We start from the raw sequence: 14,860 nt of genomic DNA on the forward strand, positions 1-14,860 counted from the left end.
GTGTGCGGGGTGCGCCTACGGTGGCCGCATGGGTGATGCGGTGGAACTGGAGGTGGCCGGCCGGACCGTACGGCTGTCCAGCCCGGACAAGGTGTTCTTCCCGGAGCGGGGCTTCACCAAGCTCGACCTCGCCCGGTACTACGTCTCGGTCGCCCCTGGCATCCTGCGCGCCCTGCGCGACCGCCCCACCACCCTGGAGCGCTATCCGGACGGCGTCGGCGGCGAGTGGTTCTACCAGAAGCGGGCGCCCAAGAGCATGCCCGACTGGATCCCGACCGCCCACATCACCTTCCCCAGCGGCCGCAGCGCCGACGAGATGTGCCCCACCGAGGAGGCCGCCGTGGTGTGGGCCGCCCAGTACGGCACCCTCACCTTCCACCCCTGGCCGGTCCGCGCCGCCGACGTCGACCACCCCGACGAACTCCGCATCGACCTCGACCCGCAGCCCGGCACCGACTACGACGACGCGGTCCGCGCCGCCGGTGAACTGCGCGCGGTACTGGAGGAGTTCGGCGGACTGCGCGGCTGGCCGAAGACCTCCGGCGGCCGGGGCCTGCACGTCTTCGTGCCCATCGAACCCCGCTGGACCTTCACCCAGGTGCGCCGCGCGGCGATCGCGGTCGGCCGGGAGATGGAACGCCGGATGCCCGAGCACGTCACCATCAAGTGGTGGAAGGAGGAGCGCGGGCGCCGCATCTTCCTCGACTACAACCAGACGGCACGGGACCGCACCATCGCTTCCGCCTATTCGGTGCGCCCCCGCCCGCACGCCCCCGTCTCCGCGCCCCTGCGCTGGGAGGAGGTCGGCGTCGCCCATCCCCGTGACTTCGACCTCGCCACCATGCCAGCCCGGTTCGCCGAACTCGGCGACGTGCACGCCGACATGGACGACCACGCCTACTCCCTGGACGCGCTGCTGGAACTGGCCCGGCGGGACGAACACGACCACGGTCTGGGCGACCTGCCGTACCCGCCGGAGTACCCGAAGATGCCCGGCGAGCCCACTCGCGTCCAGCCGAGCCGGGCCCGCCGCACGCCGTCGGACTGAGCGCCCCTGCGTTCACCGGCTGCCGTCCTCCGCCGCGTCATGACCGCAAGGACCCGTTCATGACCCTCCGTTCCGCGTCCTTCTCCGCCACGGGAACAGCCGTCGTGACCGGTGCCTCCTCGGGCATCGGCGCGGCCTACGCGCGCCGGCTCGCCGCGGACGGTCACGACCTGGTCCTGGTGGCGCGTCGCGCGGAGCGTCTGCGCGCACTCGCCGCGGAGCTGACCGGGCGGCACGGCGTACGAGTGGAAACCGTCGTCGCGGACCTGGGCGATGCCGGTGACCTGGACCGCGTTGCCCGGCGAACCGCCGAGGACGACATCGCAACGCTGGTGAACAACGCGGGCATCAACGGCTACGGCCCCTTCACCGACACCGATGCGGCACTGCTGGAGAAGGTGATCGCCGTGAACGTGGTGGCGCTCACCCGGCTCGCTCGCGCGGCCGTGCCGGGCATGCCGGCACGCGGTCGCGGCGCCGTGGTGAACGTGGCTTCCACCCTCGCCTTCGCCGGTTCCCTTCCGCCGGACCCGCTGCCGGTGCGGGCGGTCTACGCGGGGACCAAGGGGTACGTGGTCACCTTCAGCCGGACCCTCGCCGCGGAGTTGAACGGCACGCCGGTCCGGGTCCAGGCGCTCTGCCCCGGGCTGACGGCGACCGAGTTCCATCTCACCCAGGGCCGGGATCCGGTGGCCGGTGAGGTGGCGCGCGTACACGACTAGGGAGGCATGCCGGCGCGGGACGTGGTGACCGCGTCGCTGCGGGCCCTGGAAACCGGCGAGGTCGTCTGCGTGCCAGGCCTGGCCGACGCCGAAGCGGTAGGCCGCCTCACCGCGGCGGAACTCGGGCTCCGCTCCTCGTCCACCGGCACCCTCGCCCCGCGCTACCGCAGCCCCGCCCGGCAGTGAGCCCCCACGGCCCTCGGCCGCCGAAGGCCCCGAACCGGCTCACCGCCCACGAACCCGCCAAAACCTACGTCACCGTGCTCGACACCCCGCCGAGCCGGGGAAACGCCCGTTTCCGGCGTCGTGCCGGCCGTCGCTGCCTCCGGTCCGGACCGGCCACGCCCGCGGCTATCCTGAGTGCCGGCCGCCGAGGAGGGGGTCCCGAAGTGTCCGACGCCGTGTCGCGTCCCACCCTGGAAGCCGTGGCCGCGCGGGCCGGGGTGTCCCGGGCCACCGTGTCCCGGGTGGTCAACGGCGGCGACGGGGTCCGCGCACCCCTGGCCGAACGGGTCCGGCGGGCCGTGGAGGAGCTGGGCTACGTCCCCAACCAGGCGGCGCGCAGCCTGGTGACCCGGCGCCACGACGCGGTCGCGGTCGTCGTCGCCGAGCTCGAGACCCGGGTCTTCGCCGACCCCTTCTTCGCGCTCCAGCTGCGCGGCATCAGCAAGGAGCTGACCGCGCACGACAGCCAGCTGGTGCTGCTGCTCACCGAGGGCCGCGCCGACCACACCCGCGTGGCCCGCTACCTCGCCGGCGGCCATGTCGACGGCGCGCTCGTCTTCTCCCTGCACCTGGACGACCCGCTGCCCGCCCTCATCCGTGACGCCGGGGTGCCCACCGTGTTCGGCGGACGCCCCCACGGGAGCACGGACACGGGGGCACCGGACCCCGGCGTGGTGTACGTTGACTGCGACAACCGGGGCGGGGCCCGGGCGGCGGTACGGCATCTGCTGGACCTCGGCCGCCGGCGTGTCGCCCACCTCGCCGGCCCGCTGGACCAGACCTCGGCGGTGGACCGGCTCGACGGCTACCGGGACGCCGTCGCCGAGGTGCCCGGCGCGCACGATCCCCGGCTGGTCGTGGAGGGCGACTTCACCCCGGCCGGTGGTGAGCGCGCCATGCGGGAGCTGCTGCGCCGCCGCCCGGACGTCGACGCCGTGTTCGCCGCCAACGACCTCACCGCGCTCGGTGCGCTGCGGGTGCTGCGCGAGACCGGCCGACGGGTTCCCGAGGACGTGGCCGTGGCCGGCTTCGACGACATGGTGCCGGTCGCCGAGCAGACCGACCCGCCGCTGACGACGGTACGACAGGACATCGAGGGGATGGGCCGGCTGATGGCCCGCCTGCTGCTGGAGGGCCTGTCCGGCGGACGGGACGGGGAGCGTACGACGGCCGGCACCCCGGGTGCGCGGGACGAGGGCGTGATCCTGCCGACCACCCTGATACGCCGCGCCTCCGCGTGAGCCGCCCGTGGGTCACCCGGAGGGCGGCTCGGGTCTGATCACCGCGAACCGGGCCCCGTACGGATCGGCGAGCCGGGCCGTCCGCCCCACCCCCGGTACGGTCGTCGCCGCTCCGTGGACCGTCCCGCCGAGCCGCCGGGCGCGGTCGACGACGGTGTCCGCGTCCGCCACCTCGAAGTACGGCAGCCAGTACGCACCGGACTCCGCCTCGGCGGGATCGCCGGCCGTCGGCACCAGCCCGCCGAACATCGCCTCCTCACCGGCACCGTCCGGATTGACACACGTATAGGTCCCGCCCGGGAAGGCGACTCCGGACGTCTCCAGGCCGAGCACCCGGCGGTAGAACGCGGCGGCCGCCGCGATGTCCGGCGTGTGCAGCTCGACCCAGCACAGCGCGCCCGGCTCGCCCGCCGCCTCCACGCCCTCGATCCGGCCCGGCCGCCGGATCCCGAACGGCGCGCCCGCCCGGTCGGCGAGCACCGCGCCGCGGCCCCGCTGCGGCTCGTCCGCCGGCCCCACCAGCACACTGCCGTGCGCCTGCTCGGCCGCCTCGGCGGTGGCCCGGACGTCCTGGCTGCGGAAGTACACCGTCCAGCCCGGCGGTCCCTGCCCGGGAGCGGCCCGCGCGCCGCCCGCCACGGCCCGGCCGGCCAGCCGGAAGACGCCGTGACCGCCGGCATCCGGCCCCGCCGGGCTGAACCGCCAGCCGAACAGGGCGCCGTAGAAGGCGGCGGCACCCTCGATGTCGGGACTGGTGACGTCGATCCAGTCGGGCGCGCCGGTGACGAAACGGGTCGTGAGCATCTCGGCCCTCCTCGCAAGGGTCCGGTCCTGTGCACTGCCGAGTCTGGCACCGGCCACTGACAATCGCCGCCCGAGCACCACGCGCACACGCCTGCACGGGTTCCTCGGCTTTTCACACCGGCCCCGCGCGCCGCCGTGCGCGCGCCGCGAACGAGGGGGCATCATCGGGGCGGCTCGGAGGCACGCGGGGGGCCGCCGGCCGGCGGCCCCGGGTAGGCCGTTGAGCCGGCGTTGATCGAACGTTTTTCTGTCCGGGGCAGGCTCCTGGCCATGCACATCGACACCATCACCCCGGCCGACGACACCTGGCAGGCGCAGGCCCTGTGCGCACAGACCGGGCCGGACTTCTTCTTCCCCGAGCCCGGCAGCTCGGTGCGCGAGGCGAAGCGCATCTGCGCCATGTGCGAGCTGCGCCCGGCCTGTCTGGAGTACGCCCTCGCCCACGACGAGCGGTTCGGCGTCTGGGGCGGCCTGTCGGAGAAGGAACGCCTGGCCCTCCGGCGCACCGCCCGCTGACCCTGGCCCTCCGGCGCACCGCCGGCTGATCCCGGCCCCGGGGCGCGCCACCCGCCGGCCGCCCGGCCCGCGTGCGGGACGTCAGCCCGCGGCGCGCGCCGCCATGCGGGCCTTGCGCGCGGCCAGCTTCTCGTCGAACTTCGACGCCTCCGCGTCCAGCCCGCCCAGGAACAGACCGAGTTCCTCCTGCGCCCGAAGGCCCTCGGGGCCCAGGCCGTCGATCTCCATGACCTTCAGGAAGCGCAGCACCGGCTGCAGCACGTCGTCGTGGTGGATGCGCAGGTTGTACACCTCGCCGATCGCCATCTGCGCGGCGGCCCGCTCGAAGCCGGGGATGCCATGGCCGGGCATGCGGAAGTTCACCACCACGTCCCGGACCGCGCTCATGGTCAGATCGGGGGCGAGCTCGAAGGCTGCCTTGAGCAGGTTGCGGTAGAACACCATGTGCAGGTTCTCGTCGGTCGCGATGCGGGCGAGCATGCGGTCGCAGACCGGATCCCCGGACTGGTGGCCGGTGTTGCGGTGCGAGATCCGCGTGGCCAGCTCCTGGAAGGCGACGTAGGCGATCGAGTGCAGCATCGAGTGCCCGTTGTCGGACTCGAAGCCCTCGCTCATGTGCGCCATACGGAAGCGTTCCAGCTGGTCGGGGTCCACCGCGCGCGAGGCCAGCAGATAGTCGCGCATCACGATGCCGTGCCGGCCCTCCTCGGCCGTCCAGCGGTGCACCCAGGTGCCCCAGGCGCCGTCGCGGCCGAACAGCGTGGCGATCTCGTGGTGGTAGCTCGGCAGGTTGTCCTCGGTGAGCAGGTTGACCACGAGGGCGATGCGGCCGACCTCCGTAACCTTCGACTGGCCCTTCTCCCAGGCCTCCCCGTCCTCGAACAGACCGGGGAAGTTACGGGCGTCGCTCCACGGCACGTACTCGTGCGGCATCCAGTCCTTGGCGACCTTCAGATGCCGGTTCAATTCGTTCTCGACCACTTCCTCCAGTGCGTACAGAAGCCGAGCGTCGGTCCAGACGGACGGGCTGCCGAGGTGAGGGGAAGTGATCGTCACAGGAACTCCAGGGGGACGCCGGACAAAGGGCGGGGTGGAAGGGAACGGCCCGGCGAGCGGTGCCGGGAACCTACGTGATCGTAGGCTACGAACCCGTAGGTTACGAAGCCGTACGCTAAGACGGCGGTAAAGAACCGCTGATCAGCCTTGCCGGCCGGCCTGCCGCGCACGCCGGACAGCCCCGGGACCCGCAGGTCCCGGGGCTGCCGGAGAGAAGGAATCACCCGGTCAGGCGTACAACTCCCGCAGGCGTACGGAGAGGCACGTCACACAGCCCTCCAGCTTCTCGAACTCGCTGATGTCGACCGTGACCACGTCATGACCGAGATCGCTCAGCAGCGCCGCCGTGCGCGGCGCGCTCGCCGCCATCAGCAGCTTGCCGCCGCCCAGCAGCACCACGTGCGCCCCGGACTCCTCCGGCACCGACAGGAACCCCGGGAACAGCGACGGCCGGTCCACCCGCGGGATGTGCCCGATCACCGTGCCGTCGGGCAGCGCGGTCACCGCCGACTTCAGGTGCAGCACCTTGCTCACCGGGACGGCCACCACCCGGGCGCCCAGCGGTTCGAAGGCGGCGCGCACCTGCTGCACACCGGCTGCGTTGGTGCGCCCGCCGCGGCCGACGTACACGGTGTCGCCGACCTTGAGGACGTCGCCGCCGTCCAGCGTGCCCGGATCCCAGATCCAGTTCACCGAGCAGCCGAGGCTCGCCACGGCCTCCTCGACACCGGCGGTCTCCGCGCGCCGGGCGGCGGCACCCGGACGGGTGATCAACGCCACGTTCCGGAACATGACGACGGTGTCCTCGACGAACACCGAGTCCGGGCAGTCGTCGGCCGGCTCCACCTCGATCGTCTCCCAGCCGTGCGCGCGCAGGGCCGCCACATAGGCCTCCCACTGCTCCACGGCGAGCCCCACGTCGACCTTCTCCCGCGCGATGTGCGTCACCAGGCCATCGGCGAGGCGGGGGCTGGGGCGGCGGACGAGGGCCTTCTTGCTGGGCACGACGGGCCTTTCGTATCGGTCGGTGCGATGGTGCGGTGGCCGGCGCCGATCACTCGGCACCGGTCCGTCATCATGCAGCGCGCTCCGGCCAGGGCAAAACCCTGGTCGCCGGGTGTGCCCCGGCCGTCCGGTCAGGCCGGTTCGCCGAGCGCCTCGGGCGCGGTCTCCGTCAGCTCGCCTCCCTCCACCAGCAGCCAGCGGGTGATTCCGATCGACTCCAGGAGCGGCAGGTCGTGGGCGGCGACGAGCAGCGCGCCCTCGTACGACTCCAGGGCCTGCGTCAGCTGCCGGACGCTGGCCATGTCCAGGTTGTTCGTCGGCTCGTCCAGCAGCAGCAACTGCGGAGCCGGCTCGGCGAGCAGCAGCGCGGCCAGGGCCGCCCGGAAGCGCTCGCCGCCGGAGAGGGTGCCCGCCTTCTGGTCGGCCCGGGCGCCCCGGAACAGGAAGCGGGCGAGACGGGCCCGGATCCGGTTGTTGGTGGCGTCGGGCGCGAACCGGGCCACGTTCTCGGCCACCGACAGCCCGTCGTCCAGCACGTCCAGCCGCTGCGGCAGGAACCGGAGCGGCACATGGGCCGTCACCGTGCCGGACATCGGCGCCAGCTGCCCGGCGATGGTCCGCAGCAGCGTCGTCTTGCCGGAGCCGTTGCGGCCGACGAGCGCGATCCGCTCCGGGCCGCGCAGATCGAGAATCCCCGGCACGCGCGTGTGGCAGACCGTTTCCAGGTTCTCCACGGTGAGCACCTGCCGGCCCGGCGGCACGGCCGTGTACGGCAGTTCGACGCGGATCTCGTCGTCGTCCCGTACGGCCTCCACGGCCTCGTCCAGCCGCTCCCTGGCCTCGGCGAGCCGTTCCTCGTGCAGGATGCGGTGCTTGCCCGCGGACTCCTGGGCGGCGCGTTTGCGCGCACCCATGACGATCTTCGGTTCGCGCTTGGAGTCGTACATCTTCTGCCCGTACCGCTTGCGGCGGGCCAGTTTCATGTGGGCGTCGGACAGTTCCCGCTTCTGCCTGCGCACATCGGCCTCGGCGACGCGCACCATGCGCTCGGCCGCCTCCTGCTCGACGGCCAGCGCCTCCTCGTAGGCCGAGAAGTTGCCGCCGTACCAGGTGACCTCGCCCGCGCGCAGGTCCGCGATCTGGTCGACCAGGCCGAGCAGCTCCCGGTCGTGGCTGACCACGACCAGGATGCCCGGCCAGGCGGTGACGGCCTGGTACAGCCGTCGGCGCGCGTACAGGTCGAGGTTGTTGGTGGGTTCGTCGAGCAGCAGGATGCCGGGGCGGCGCAGCAGCAGCGCGGCGAGCCGCAGCAGCACCGACTCGCCGCCGGACACGTCGCCGACGGTCCGGTCCAGGCCGATGTGGCCGAGGCCGAGTTCGCCGAGGGTGACCAGGGCGCGCTCCTCGACGTCCCAGTCGTCGCCGACGGTCTCGAAGTGCTCCTCGGAGACGTCGCCCGCCTCGATGGCGTGCAGGGCGGCCCGCCGCTCGGAGATGCCGAGGGCCTCGTCGACCCGGAGCGCGGTGTCCAGGGTGACGTTCTGCGGGAGGTAGCCGATCTCGCCGGTCGCCTTGACGGTGCCGTCGGCCGGGGCGAGTTCCCCGGCCAGCAGCTTGAGCAGGGTGGACTTGCCCGATCCGTTGACGCCGACGAGCCCGGTCCGGCCGGGGCCGAACGCGATGTCGAGGCCGTCGAAGACGGCGGTGCCGTCGGGCCAGGCGAAGGACAGGGAGGTGCAGGTGAGGGAAGCAGACATGGGCGCCTCGCGAGGGTGTGGGCGTTCGGGTGGACGCGTATCGAGACACCGCGAGGCGAAAACCGAGGGGCCGGGCAGGGGAGGGCCGCGGAAGAGGGGGCCTGTGCCTGGGGGACGGCTCGGACGCCGAGGTCGTCGTACGCCGCGCACACCTCACGTGCGACGCGGTGTCTCGGGACCTCAGACGAGCAACGTCCTTCTCCAATCGGCGGCAACAGAACCGCTGAACACCGTACGAGCGGCGGAAAGGGGTGTCAACGCGATTTAGCCGAGGCGCGCCTCGTGGTGGCGCTCCCGGCACCGGCTTGGACGCTCCTCACGCGCGCGCGTGCCGTTCGGCGGGCGTCCCACGCGCGCGCGTGCCGTTCAGCAGGCGTCCCGCATCAGCTCGGCGAGGCCGTGGTCCAGGTCGAGCTGGAGGTGTTCCAGGCCGGCCGGGACCAGCTCGTCCGCGGCCTTGAGGAACCGCCGTATCTCGCCCGAGCGCACATGCACGATCGCGGTGCCCTCCGGGGCGTGGAACTCCAGCACCGTGCGGTCGTACCCGTAGGGCCGCACCCGGACGTCACCCTGGCCCGCGGGGTCCTCCAGCCCGGCCGTCAGCAGCTCGCGGGAGAAGGTCCAGCACACGTCGACGCCTTCCAGGGTGGCCGGCGCCGGGAAGGTCATGCGGACGGCGAAGGGGTCGCGCCGGTCGTAGCGCAGCGTGGCGGGAATGCTCGGCATGCGCGGTGCGGCGGCGACGAGACGGGCCTCTACGGGCTGCTCGATGACGGTGGACAACGCCTTGCTCCCTCGTGACGGCTGGACTGCGCCCGGATGCGCCCACACCCGGCACAGGAAGAGACGACGGAAACGGCCGGTGCGTGCACACCCGGACCGAGTGACCTCGGTCACCGCGTTCATGCACGGGGCGGCGCGGCCCGTCTTCCGCCGGGCACCGGCGCACCGGCCCCCTGGACGGGCCCCGGGGACTGGGCTAGCTTCGCCCGCCATGAGGCGCTTGGGGAACACGCGACGCGGGGGACGGGCCGGGGGACGGGCGGGCCGGCCGGTGGCGACGGCGGTGGCGTGCGCGGCGGTACTGGCCGCCCTGACGGTTCCGGCGGCCGGGGCCCCGGGGCACACGGCCGGCGGCCCGGGAGCGGAGCGGGGGAGCGGCGGCACGGCGGATCCCCGGTGGGTCCCCCGGGACACCGGCGCCCCCCAGGCCCGCTTCCGCGGCCTCGCCGCCGTGGACCGGCGCACCGCCTGGCTGGCCGGCACCCGCGGCACGGTGCTGCGCACCACGGACGGCGGCGCGAGCTGGCGGAACGTCTCTCCGCCCGGCGCGGCCGGGCTGGAGTTCCGGGACGTGACGGCGTTCGACGCGCGGCGGGCCGTGGTGCTGGCCATCGGCGCGGGCGAGGCGTCCCGCGTCTACCGCACCGACGACGGCGGCACGACCTGGACGGAGTCCTTCCGCAACACCGACCCGCGGGCCTTCTACGACTGCCTCGCCTTCTTCGACCGCCGCCACGGCCTCGCCCTCGGCGACCCGGTGGACGGCAGGTTCCGCGTCCTGTCCACCGCCGACGGCGGACGCTCCTGGCGCCCGCTGCCCGCCGAGGGGATGCCGCCCGCGCAGGACGGCGAGGCCGGGTTCGCCGCGAGCGGCCAGTGCCTGGTCGTCTCCGGCCCGCGCGACGCCTGGCTGGCCACCGGCGGCGGCAGCCACGCGCGCGTGCTGCACTCCGCCGACCGCGGCCTGAGCTGGACGGCCGCCGACACGCCCGTACCGGCGGGCGATCCGGCCAAGGGCGTCTTCGCGCTCGCCTTCCGCGACCGCGCGCACGGCATCGCGGTCGGCGGCGACTACCGCCCGGGGCAGCCCTCACCCAGGTCCGCCGCGATCACGGCCGACGGCGGCCGGACCTGGCGCCCCGCCACCACCCCACCGCCCGCGTACCGCTCGGGCGCCGCCTGGCTGCCGCACAGCCGGACGGCCGCGCTCGCCGTCGGCCCGACCGGCACCGACCTGACCACCGACGGCGGCCGCACCTGGCGGACCATCGACACCGGCTCCTACGACACCGTGGCGTGCGCCCCCGACCGCGGTTGCTGGGCGGCCGGCGAACAGGGCCGGGCGGCCCGGCTGGAACGGTGAGACGGCCGCCGGTCCGGTGACGTGAGCGCGCGCGAGGCGGGTACTCGTCCTTCGCCGCGAAGGAAAGGAGCGATCATGCCAGCCGGTTCCAGCCCCAAGCGCGAGCGTCAGTACGAGCACATCAAGAAGAGCGCGCAGGACCGGGGCGAGAGCACCGGGCGCGCCAAGGAGATCGCCGCGCGGACGGTGAACAAGGAACGCGCCCGCTCCGGCGAGTCCAAGACCGCCAGCCGCACCTCCACCCAGGACATGTCGTCCGGCAAGCGGGGCGGTCAGCGGTCCGGCAACCGGGTCGGCTCGCACGGCCCGACCCGCGACCAGTTGTACAACGAGGCCAGGCAGCGCGGCATCGAGGGCCGTTCGCACATGAACAAGGAGCAGTTGCAGCGCGCGCTGGACCGCAAGAAGGGGTGACCCGCCGGCTCAGCCGAGCGTCTGCCGGTGGCGCTCCAGTTCGGGAGCCGTCTTCGTGGCGAGGAACTCGATGACGCGGTAGGAGCACACCCCGGCGACGGCGAACGGGTCGGTGGCGACCACCTCCTCGATCTCGGCGCGGTCCCCCGTGACGGCCACGATCACTCCGCCGTCGCGGGGGTTCTTGCGTCCGGAGGCCAGGAACAGGCCCTTGTCGTACTGCCGCTCCAGCCAGGCCACATGGTCGGGCAGGACGGCGTCCACGGCGTCGAGGGGCGCGGTGTAGGTCAGCTCAAGGACGAACATGATCCGGAGCCTACCCCCGCCCCGCCGCCGGCCACCGGCGAACCGTACAGTCACCCGCGTGAGGATCGTTGGCGTACCCGCGGGCTGGCCCGCGACCGAGGAGGAGGCCCGCGCCGTCCAGGACGAGCTGCGCGGCCGCGTGGTGCTCGACGAGCCCGGACCACCGCCCGGGACGGGCCGGGTCACCGGGGTCGACGTCGCCTACGACGACGAGCTGGACCTGGTCGCGGCGGCGGCCGTGGTGCTGGACGCCGCCACCCTGGACGTCGTCGCGGAGGCGACGGCCGTCGGCCGGGTGTCCTTCCCGTACGTGCCCGGGCTCCTCGCCTTCCGTGAACTCCCGGCCGTGCTGGCCGCCCTGGACCGGCTGCCGGGCCCGCCCGGCCTCGTCGTGTGCGACGGCTACGGCCTGCCCCACCCGCGCCGCTTCGGCCTGGCCAGCCACCTCGGAGTCCTCACGGACCTGCCGGTCATCGGCGTCGCCAAGAACCCGTTCACCTTCACCCACGACGACCCCGGCCCGGCGCGCGGCGCCTGGGCCCCGCTGCTGGCGGGCACCGAGGAGGTCGGGGGCGCCCTGCGCACCAGGGACGGCGTCAAACCGGTCTTCGTCTCCGTCGGCCACCGGGTCGGCCTGCCCGGTGCCCTGGCGCACACCCTCGCGCTGACCCCGCGGTTCCGGCTCCCGGAGACCACGCGCCGCGCCGACGCCCTGTGCCGGCGGGCGCTGCGCGAGGCGGCGCGGCACCTGCCCGGGGCCGGCGGTCAGGACGCCACGACCCGCCAGTCGCCCACCTCCTGATACGCCGAGGCGTGCACGCACTGCGGATGCGTTCCGCCGGCCGGTCCGGTCAGGGCCCCGTCGTCGCGGCCGGGCACCCACGGGCCCGCCGGGACCGGTGCGTTCCGGTCAGCGCCGTGCCGCCACCCGGAAGGTGATCCCGGCCGTGCGCAGCCGCTCGGTCAGGGCGTCGCCCATCGCCTCGGCCGTGGTGACCTGTCCGGCCGTCGGCGGCAGCTCGTCGAAGGCCAGGCAGAGGGCGGCCTCGGCGAACATCTTCGCCGTCTCGTCGTAGCCCGGGTCGCCGCCCGCGACCTCGGTGTACACGCGCTCCCCGCCGCCCTCGCCGACGAACCGCACCCGGAACCAGCTCTTCGCCCGCTTCTCCGGGCTCGGCCCGTCACCCGGCCGCAGCAGGTCCGACAGCCGGCGCCGCACGGGCGGCAGCTGGGCCGCGACCGCCACCGCGCCGACGGCGGCGGCCCCGCCGAGGGCGACCGGCAAGTGGCGTACGGCGGCGTGGTGGCGGTAGCGGAAGTCGGGGCCGTACCGCTCCAGCGCCCGCGCCGAACGGCGTACGACCTGCGGATCGATGGTGGGCAGCGGCAGCGCCCACGCGCCGGCCTCCGGGGCGAACCTCGGCACACCGAGCGGCGCCGTGACCCGGCGGCCCGGCAGCCGAGGCTCGTGCCGGGCCCGTTCGCGGGCGGCGGCCCGCATCCGCCCGGCGCGGGCGAGCTGGTTCAGCGCCGAGGCGAGGGTGCCGCCGGAGAAGGCCGCGTCCACGGTCACATAGCCGTCCACGGTCAGCGGCACGCCCTCGGGCAGTTGGCGGACCGTGAAGTACACGCCCAGGTCGTGCGGCACCGAGTCGAAGCCGCAGGCGTGCACCAGGCGCGCACCCGTCTCCCGCGCGCGTGCGTCGTGCCGGACGTACATCAGGTCCACGAACTCCGGCTCGCCCGTGAGGTCCAGGTAGTCGGTGCCGCTGTCGGCGCAGGCGGCGACGAGTTCCTCGCCGTGGAGCATGTACGGCCCGACGGTCGTGGCGACCACGCGCGCGTGCCCGGTGAGCGTGCGCAGGGTGGCCGGTTCGCCCACATCGGCCCGCAGGACACCGATGCCCTCGCCGCCGGGCAGGCTCTCCCGCAGCCGCTCCAGCCGCGGTTCGTCGCGGCCGGCCACCGCCCAGCGCAGCCCCCGCGGCGCGTGCTCGGCGAGATAGCGGGCCGTGAGCGCGCCGACGAAGCCCGTGGCTCCGAAGAGCACGAGATCGTAGGGACGGCTCGTCCTGTCGCTGCCGCTCATGTCACCCCTTGTCCACACGCCCTCAGCGCAGCCCGCGCCGCTGTCGGTGGCCGAGGCTAGCGTGAGGAGTGCGCAGCCAGAAGACCAGCCCGGAGGCGGCGGTGCCCGCGGCCAGGGACACGCCGCGCCCGCGGGAGCAGGCGCACCCGTCCGGGCGGGCGGGCCGGCCCCGCGCACACGGCGGGCCGACAGCAGGACCGTTCACTCGTCCGGGTGATGGCTGACGCACCGGGCACTTGGCTAAGCGCTTGCTCGTTGGGTCTTGTGTTCGGTGGAACGCGTTCTTAGCATCACCGGTGTTACAGCAGCGGTGTCACACACGCTTGGGGGCTGGACGGATGACAACGGCACAGACGCCGCCGGTGCCGGGCACCGGCCCGCTCTCCGGCGTGCGCGTGGTGGAGCTGGCCGGCATCGGGCCGGGCCCGTTCGCCGCCATGCTGCTGGCCGACCTGGGCGCCGACGTGGTCCGGGTGGACCGCCCGGGCGGCCCGGGCCTCGGCCTGGACCCGGCCCGCGACCTCACCAACCGCAACAAGCGCTCGGTCGTGGTCGACCTCAAGGCGCCGGACGGCCCCGCGCGCGTCCTGGACCTCGCCGAACGGGCCGACATCCTCCTGGAGGGCTACCGCCCGGGCGTCGCCGAACGGCTCGGTGTCGGCCCCGGGGACTGCCACGCCCGCAATCCTTCCCTGGTCTACGGCCGGATGACCGGCTGGGGCCAGGACGGCCCGCTCGCCCACCGCGCCGGCCACGACATCGCCTACATCGCGCTCACCGGGACCCTCGGCATGATCGGCCGCCCGGGCGAACCCCCCGCCGTGCCCGCCAACCTCCTCGGGGACTACGCGGGCGGCGCCCTCTACCTGGTCGTCGGCGTCCTCGCCGCGCTGCACCACGCGCGCGCGACCGGCACCGGCCAGGTGGTCGACGCGGCCATCGTCGACGGCACGGCCCACCTGTCCACGATGATCCACGCCATGCTCGCCGCCGGCGGCTGGCAGGACCGGCGCGCCGCCAACCTCCTGGACGGCGGCTGCCCGTACTACGGCACCTACGAGACCGCCGACGGCGGGTACATGGCGGTCGGCGCCCTGGAAGAGAAGTTCTACGACGAGTTCCTGCGCCTGCTGGGCCTCGCCCCCCTCGCCTCCGCCCGCACCGACCTCACCCGCTGGGAAGAGCTGCGCGAACGGATCGCCGCCGCCTTCAGGACCCGCACCCGCGCCGAGTGGACGGCCGTCTTCGCGGACTCCGACGCCTGCGTGGCACCCGTGCTCGGCCTGCGCGAGGCCCCGCACCACCCGCACCTCGCCGCCCGCGCCACCTTCACCGACCACGACGGCATCACCCAGCCCGCCCCCGCCCCCCGGTTCTCCGCCACCCCGACCGCCGTCCGCACCGGCCCCGCCCGGCCCGGCGCGGACACCGCGGCGGTCGCCCGGGACTGGCGCATACCGCCCCGCCCCGCCGACGGCCCCGGCGCCCCGGCCACCGAAGACGCGGTCACCGACGGCGGCCGACCCCGCCC

At 74.3% G+C, this 14,860-nt stretch carries 16 protein-coding genes; 9 read left to right on the top strand and 7 right to left on the bottom strand.

Features of this window, described 5'->3' with window-relative positions; all coding sequences use genetic code 11:
* Positions 1-28 precede the first annotated feature (28 nt).
* From ligD to IH25_RS0131100, 4 genes are all read left to right on the top strand, one after another.
* Positions 29-1,048, top strand: a complete 1,020-nt coding sequence (gene ligD, locus IH25_RS0131090) for a non-homologous end-joining DNA ligase (protein WP_030618224.1) — start codon at positions 29-31, stop codon at positions 1,046-1,048.
* A 59-nt stretch (positions 1,049-1,107) separates the two neighbouring features.
* On the top strand, positions 1,108-1,770 hold the full coding sequence (locus IH25_RS37980; RefSeq protein ID WP_245172928.1) for an SDR family NAD(P)-dependent oxidoreductase: 663 nt from the start codon (positions 1,108-1,110) through the stop codon (positions 1,768-1,770).
* Positions 1,771-1,776: 6 nt separating this feature from the next.
* Entirely contained in the window at positions 1,777-1,956 is a 180-nt protein-coding gene (locus IH25_RS42615) for a hypothetical protein (protein ID WP_245172929.1), read from the top strand.
* A 203-nt stretch (positions 1,957-2,159) separates the two neighbouring features.
* Positions 2,160-3,236 carry a LacI family DNA-binding transcriptional regulator gene (locus IH25_RS0131100; protein ID WP_030618227.1) on the top strand — a complete coding sequence of 359 codons (1,077 nt, stop codon included), beginning with the start codon at positions 2,160-2,162 and terminating at the stop codon, positions 3,234-3,236.
* Between the two features lie 12 nt (positions 3,237-3,248).
* On the opposite strand, the gene IH25_RS0131105 is transcribed toward IH25_RS0131100, so the two are convergent.
* Positions 3,249-4,040, bottom strand: a complete 792-nt coding sequence (locus IH25_RS0131105; RefSeq protein ID WP_030618230.1) for a VOC family protein — start codon at positions 4,038-4,040, stop codon at positions 3,249-3,251.
* Positions 4,041-4,310: 270 nt separating this feature from the next.
* Here IH25_RS0131105 and IH25_RS0131110 point away from each other — a divergent pair, with 270 nt between their 5' ends.
* A complete protein-coding gene (locus IH25_RS0131110; protein WP_030618234.1) occupies positions 4,311-4,556 on the top strand; it encodes a WhiB family transcriptional regulator in 246 nt (81 codons plus the stop codon).
* 81 nt (positions 4,557-4,637) lie between these two features.
* Here the strand turns inward: IH25_RS0131110 and IH25_RS0131115 are convergent, their stop codons facing one another.
* From IH25_RS0131115 to ssgD, 4 genes are all read right to left on the bottom strand, one after another.
* Entirely contained in the window at positions 4,638-5,612 is a 975-nt protein-coding gene (locus IH25_RS0131115; protein ID WP_030618237.1) for an acyl-ACP desaturase, read from the bottom strand.
* A gap of 228 nt (positions 5,613-5,840) precedes the next feature.
* A complete protein-coding gene (gene ddaH / locus IH25_RS0131120) occupies positions 5,841-6,617 on the bottom strand; it encodes a dimethylargininase (protein ID WP_030618241.1) in 777 nt (258 codons plus the stop codon).
* A gap of 131 nt (positions 6,618-6,748) precedes the next feature.
* Entirely contained in the window at positions 6,749-8,374 is a 1,626-nt protein-coding gene (locus tag IH25_RS0131125) for an ABC-F family ATP-binding cassette domain-containing protein (protein WP_030618244.1), read from the bottom strand.
* A 366-nt stretch (positions 8,375-8,740) separates the two neighbouring features.
* Positions 8,741-9,157, bottom strand: coding sequence for a spore wall synthesis regulator SsgD (ssgD, locus tag IH25_RS0131130; RefSeq protein WP_030618247.1), 417 nt, complete (start codon positions 9,155-9,157; stop codon positions 8,741-8,743).
* 271 nt (positions 9,158-9,428) lie between these two features.
* Here ssgD and IH25_RS0131135 point away from each other — a divergent pair, with 271 nt between their 5' ends.
* Positions 9,429-10,520 (top strand): WD40/YVTN/BNR-like repeat-containing protein, encoded by a 1,092-nt coding sequence (locus tag IH25_RS0131135; RefSeq protein WP_030618250.1) that lies wholly within the window; start codon positions 9,429-9,431, stop codon positions 10,518-10,520.
* Between the two features lie 75 nt (positions 10,521-10,595).
* Positions 10,596-10,934 carry a hypothetical protein gene (locus IH25_RS0131140; protein ID WP_030618251.1) on the top strand — a complete coding sequence of 113 codons (339 nt, stop codon included), beginning with the start codon at positions 10,596-10,598 and terminating at the stop codon, positions 10,932-10,934.
* 9 nt (positions 10,935-10,943) lie between these two features.
* Here IH25_RS0131140 and IH25_RS0131145 read toward each other — a convergent pair whose 3' ends face one another.
* Complete coding sequence (locus IH25_RS0131145; RefSeq protein WP_030618254.1) at positions 10,944-11,240, bottom strand: YciI family protein; 297 nt, start codon at positions 11,238-11,240, stop codon at positions 10,944-10,946.
* Between the two features lie 58 nt (positions 11,241-11,298).
* Between IH25_RS0131145 and IH25_RS0131150 the strand changes: the two genes are divergently transcribed.
* Positions 11,299-12,042, top strand: a complete 744-nt coding sequence (locus IH25_RS0131150) for an endonuclease V (protein ID WP_030618257.1) — start codon at positions 11,299-11,301, stop codon at positions 12,040-12,042.
* A gap of 108 nt (positions 12,043-12,150) precedes the next feature.
* On the opposite strand, the gene IH25_RS0131155 is transcribed toward IH25_RS0131150, so the two are convergent.
* Positions 12,151-13,329 carry a saccharopine dehydrogenase family protein gene (locus IH25_RS0131155; RefSeq protein WP_030618260.1) on the bottom strand — a complete coding sequence of 393 codons (1,179 nt, stop codon included), beginning with the start codon at positions 13,327-13,329 and terminating at the stop codon, positions 12,151-12,153.
* Positions 13,330-13,667: 338 nt separating this feature from the next.
* Between IH25_RS0131155 and IH25_RS0131160 the strand changes: the two genes are divergently transcribed.
* On the top strand, positions 13,668-14,860 hold a 1,193-nt coding region (locus IH25_RS0131160; RefSeq protein ID WP_078844513.1), incomplete at its 3' end, for a CaiB/BaiF CoA transferase family protein.

This window comes from Streptomyces achromogenes subsp. achromogenes, from assembly GCF_000720835.1.
Taxonomy (GTDB): Bacteria; Actinomycetota; Actinomycetes; order Streptomycetales; family Streptomycetaceae; genus Streptomyces; species Streptomyces achromogenes.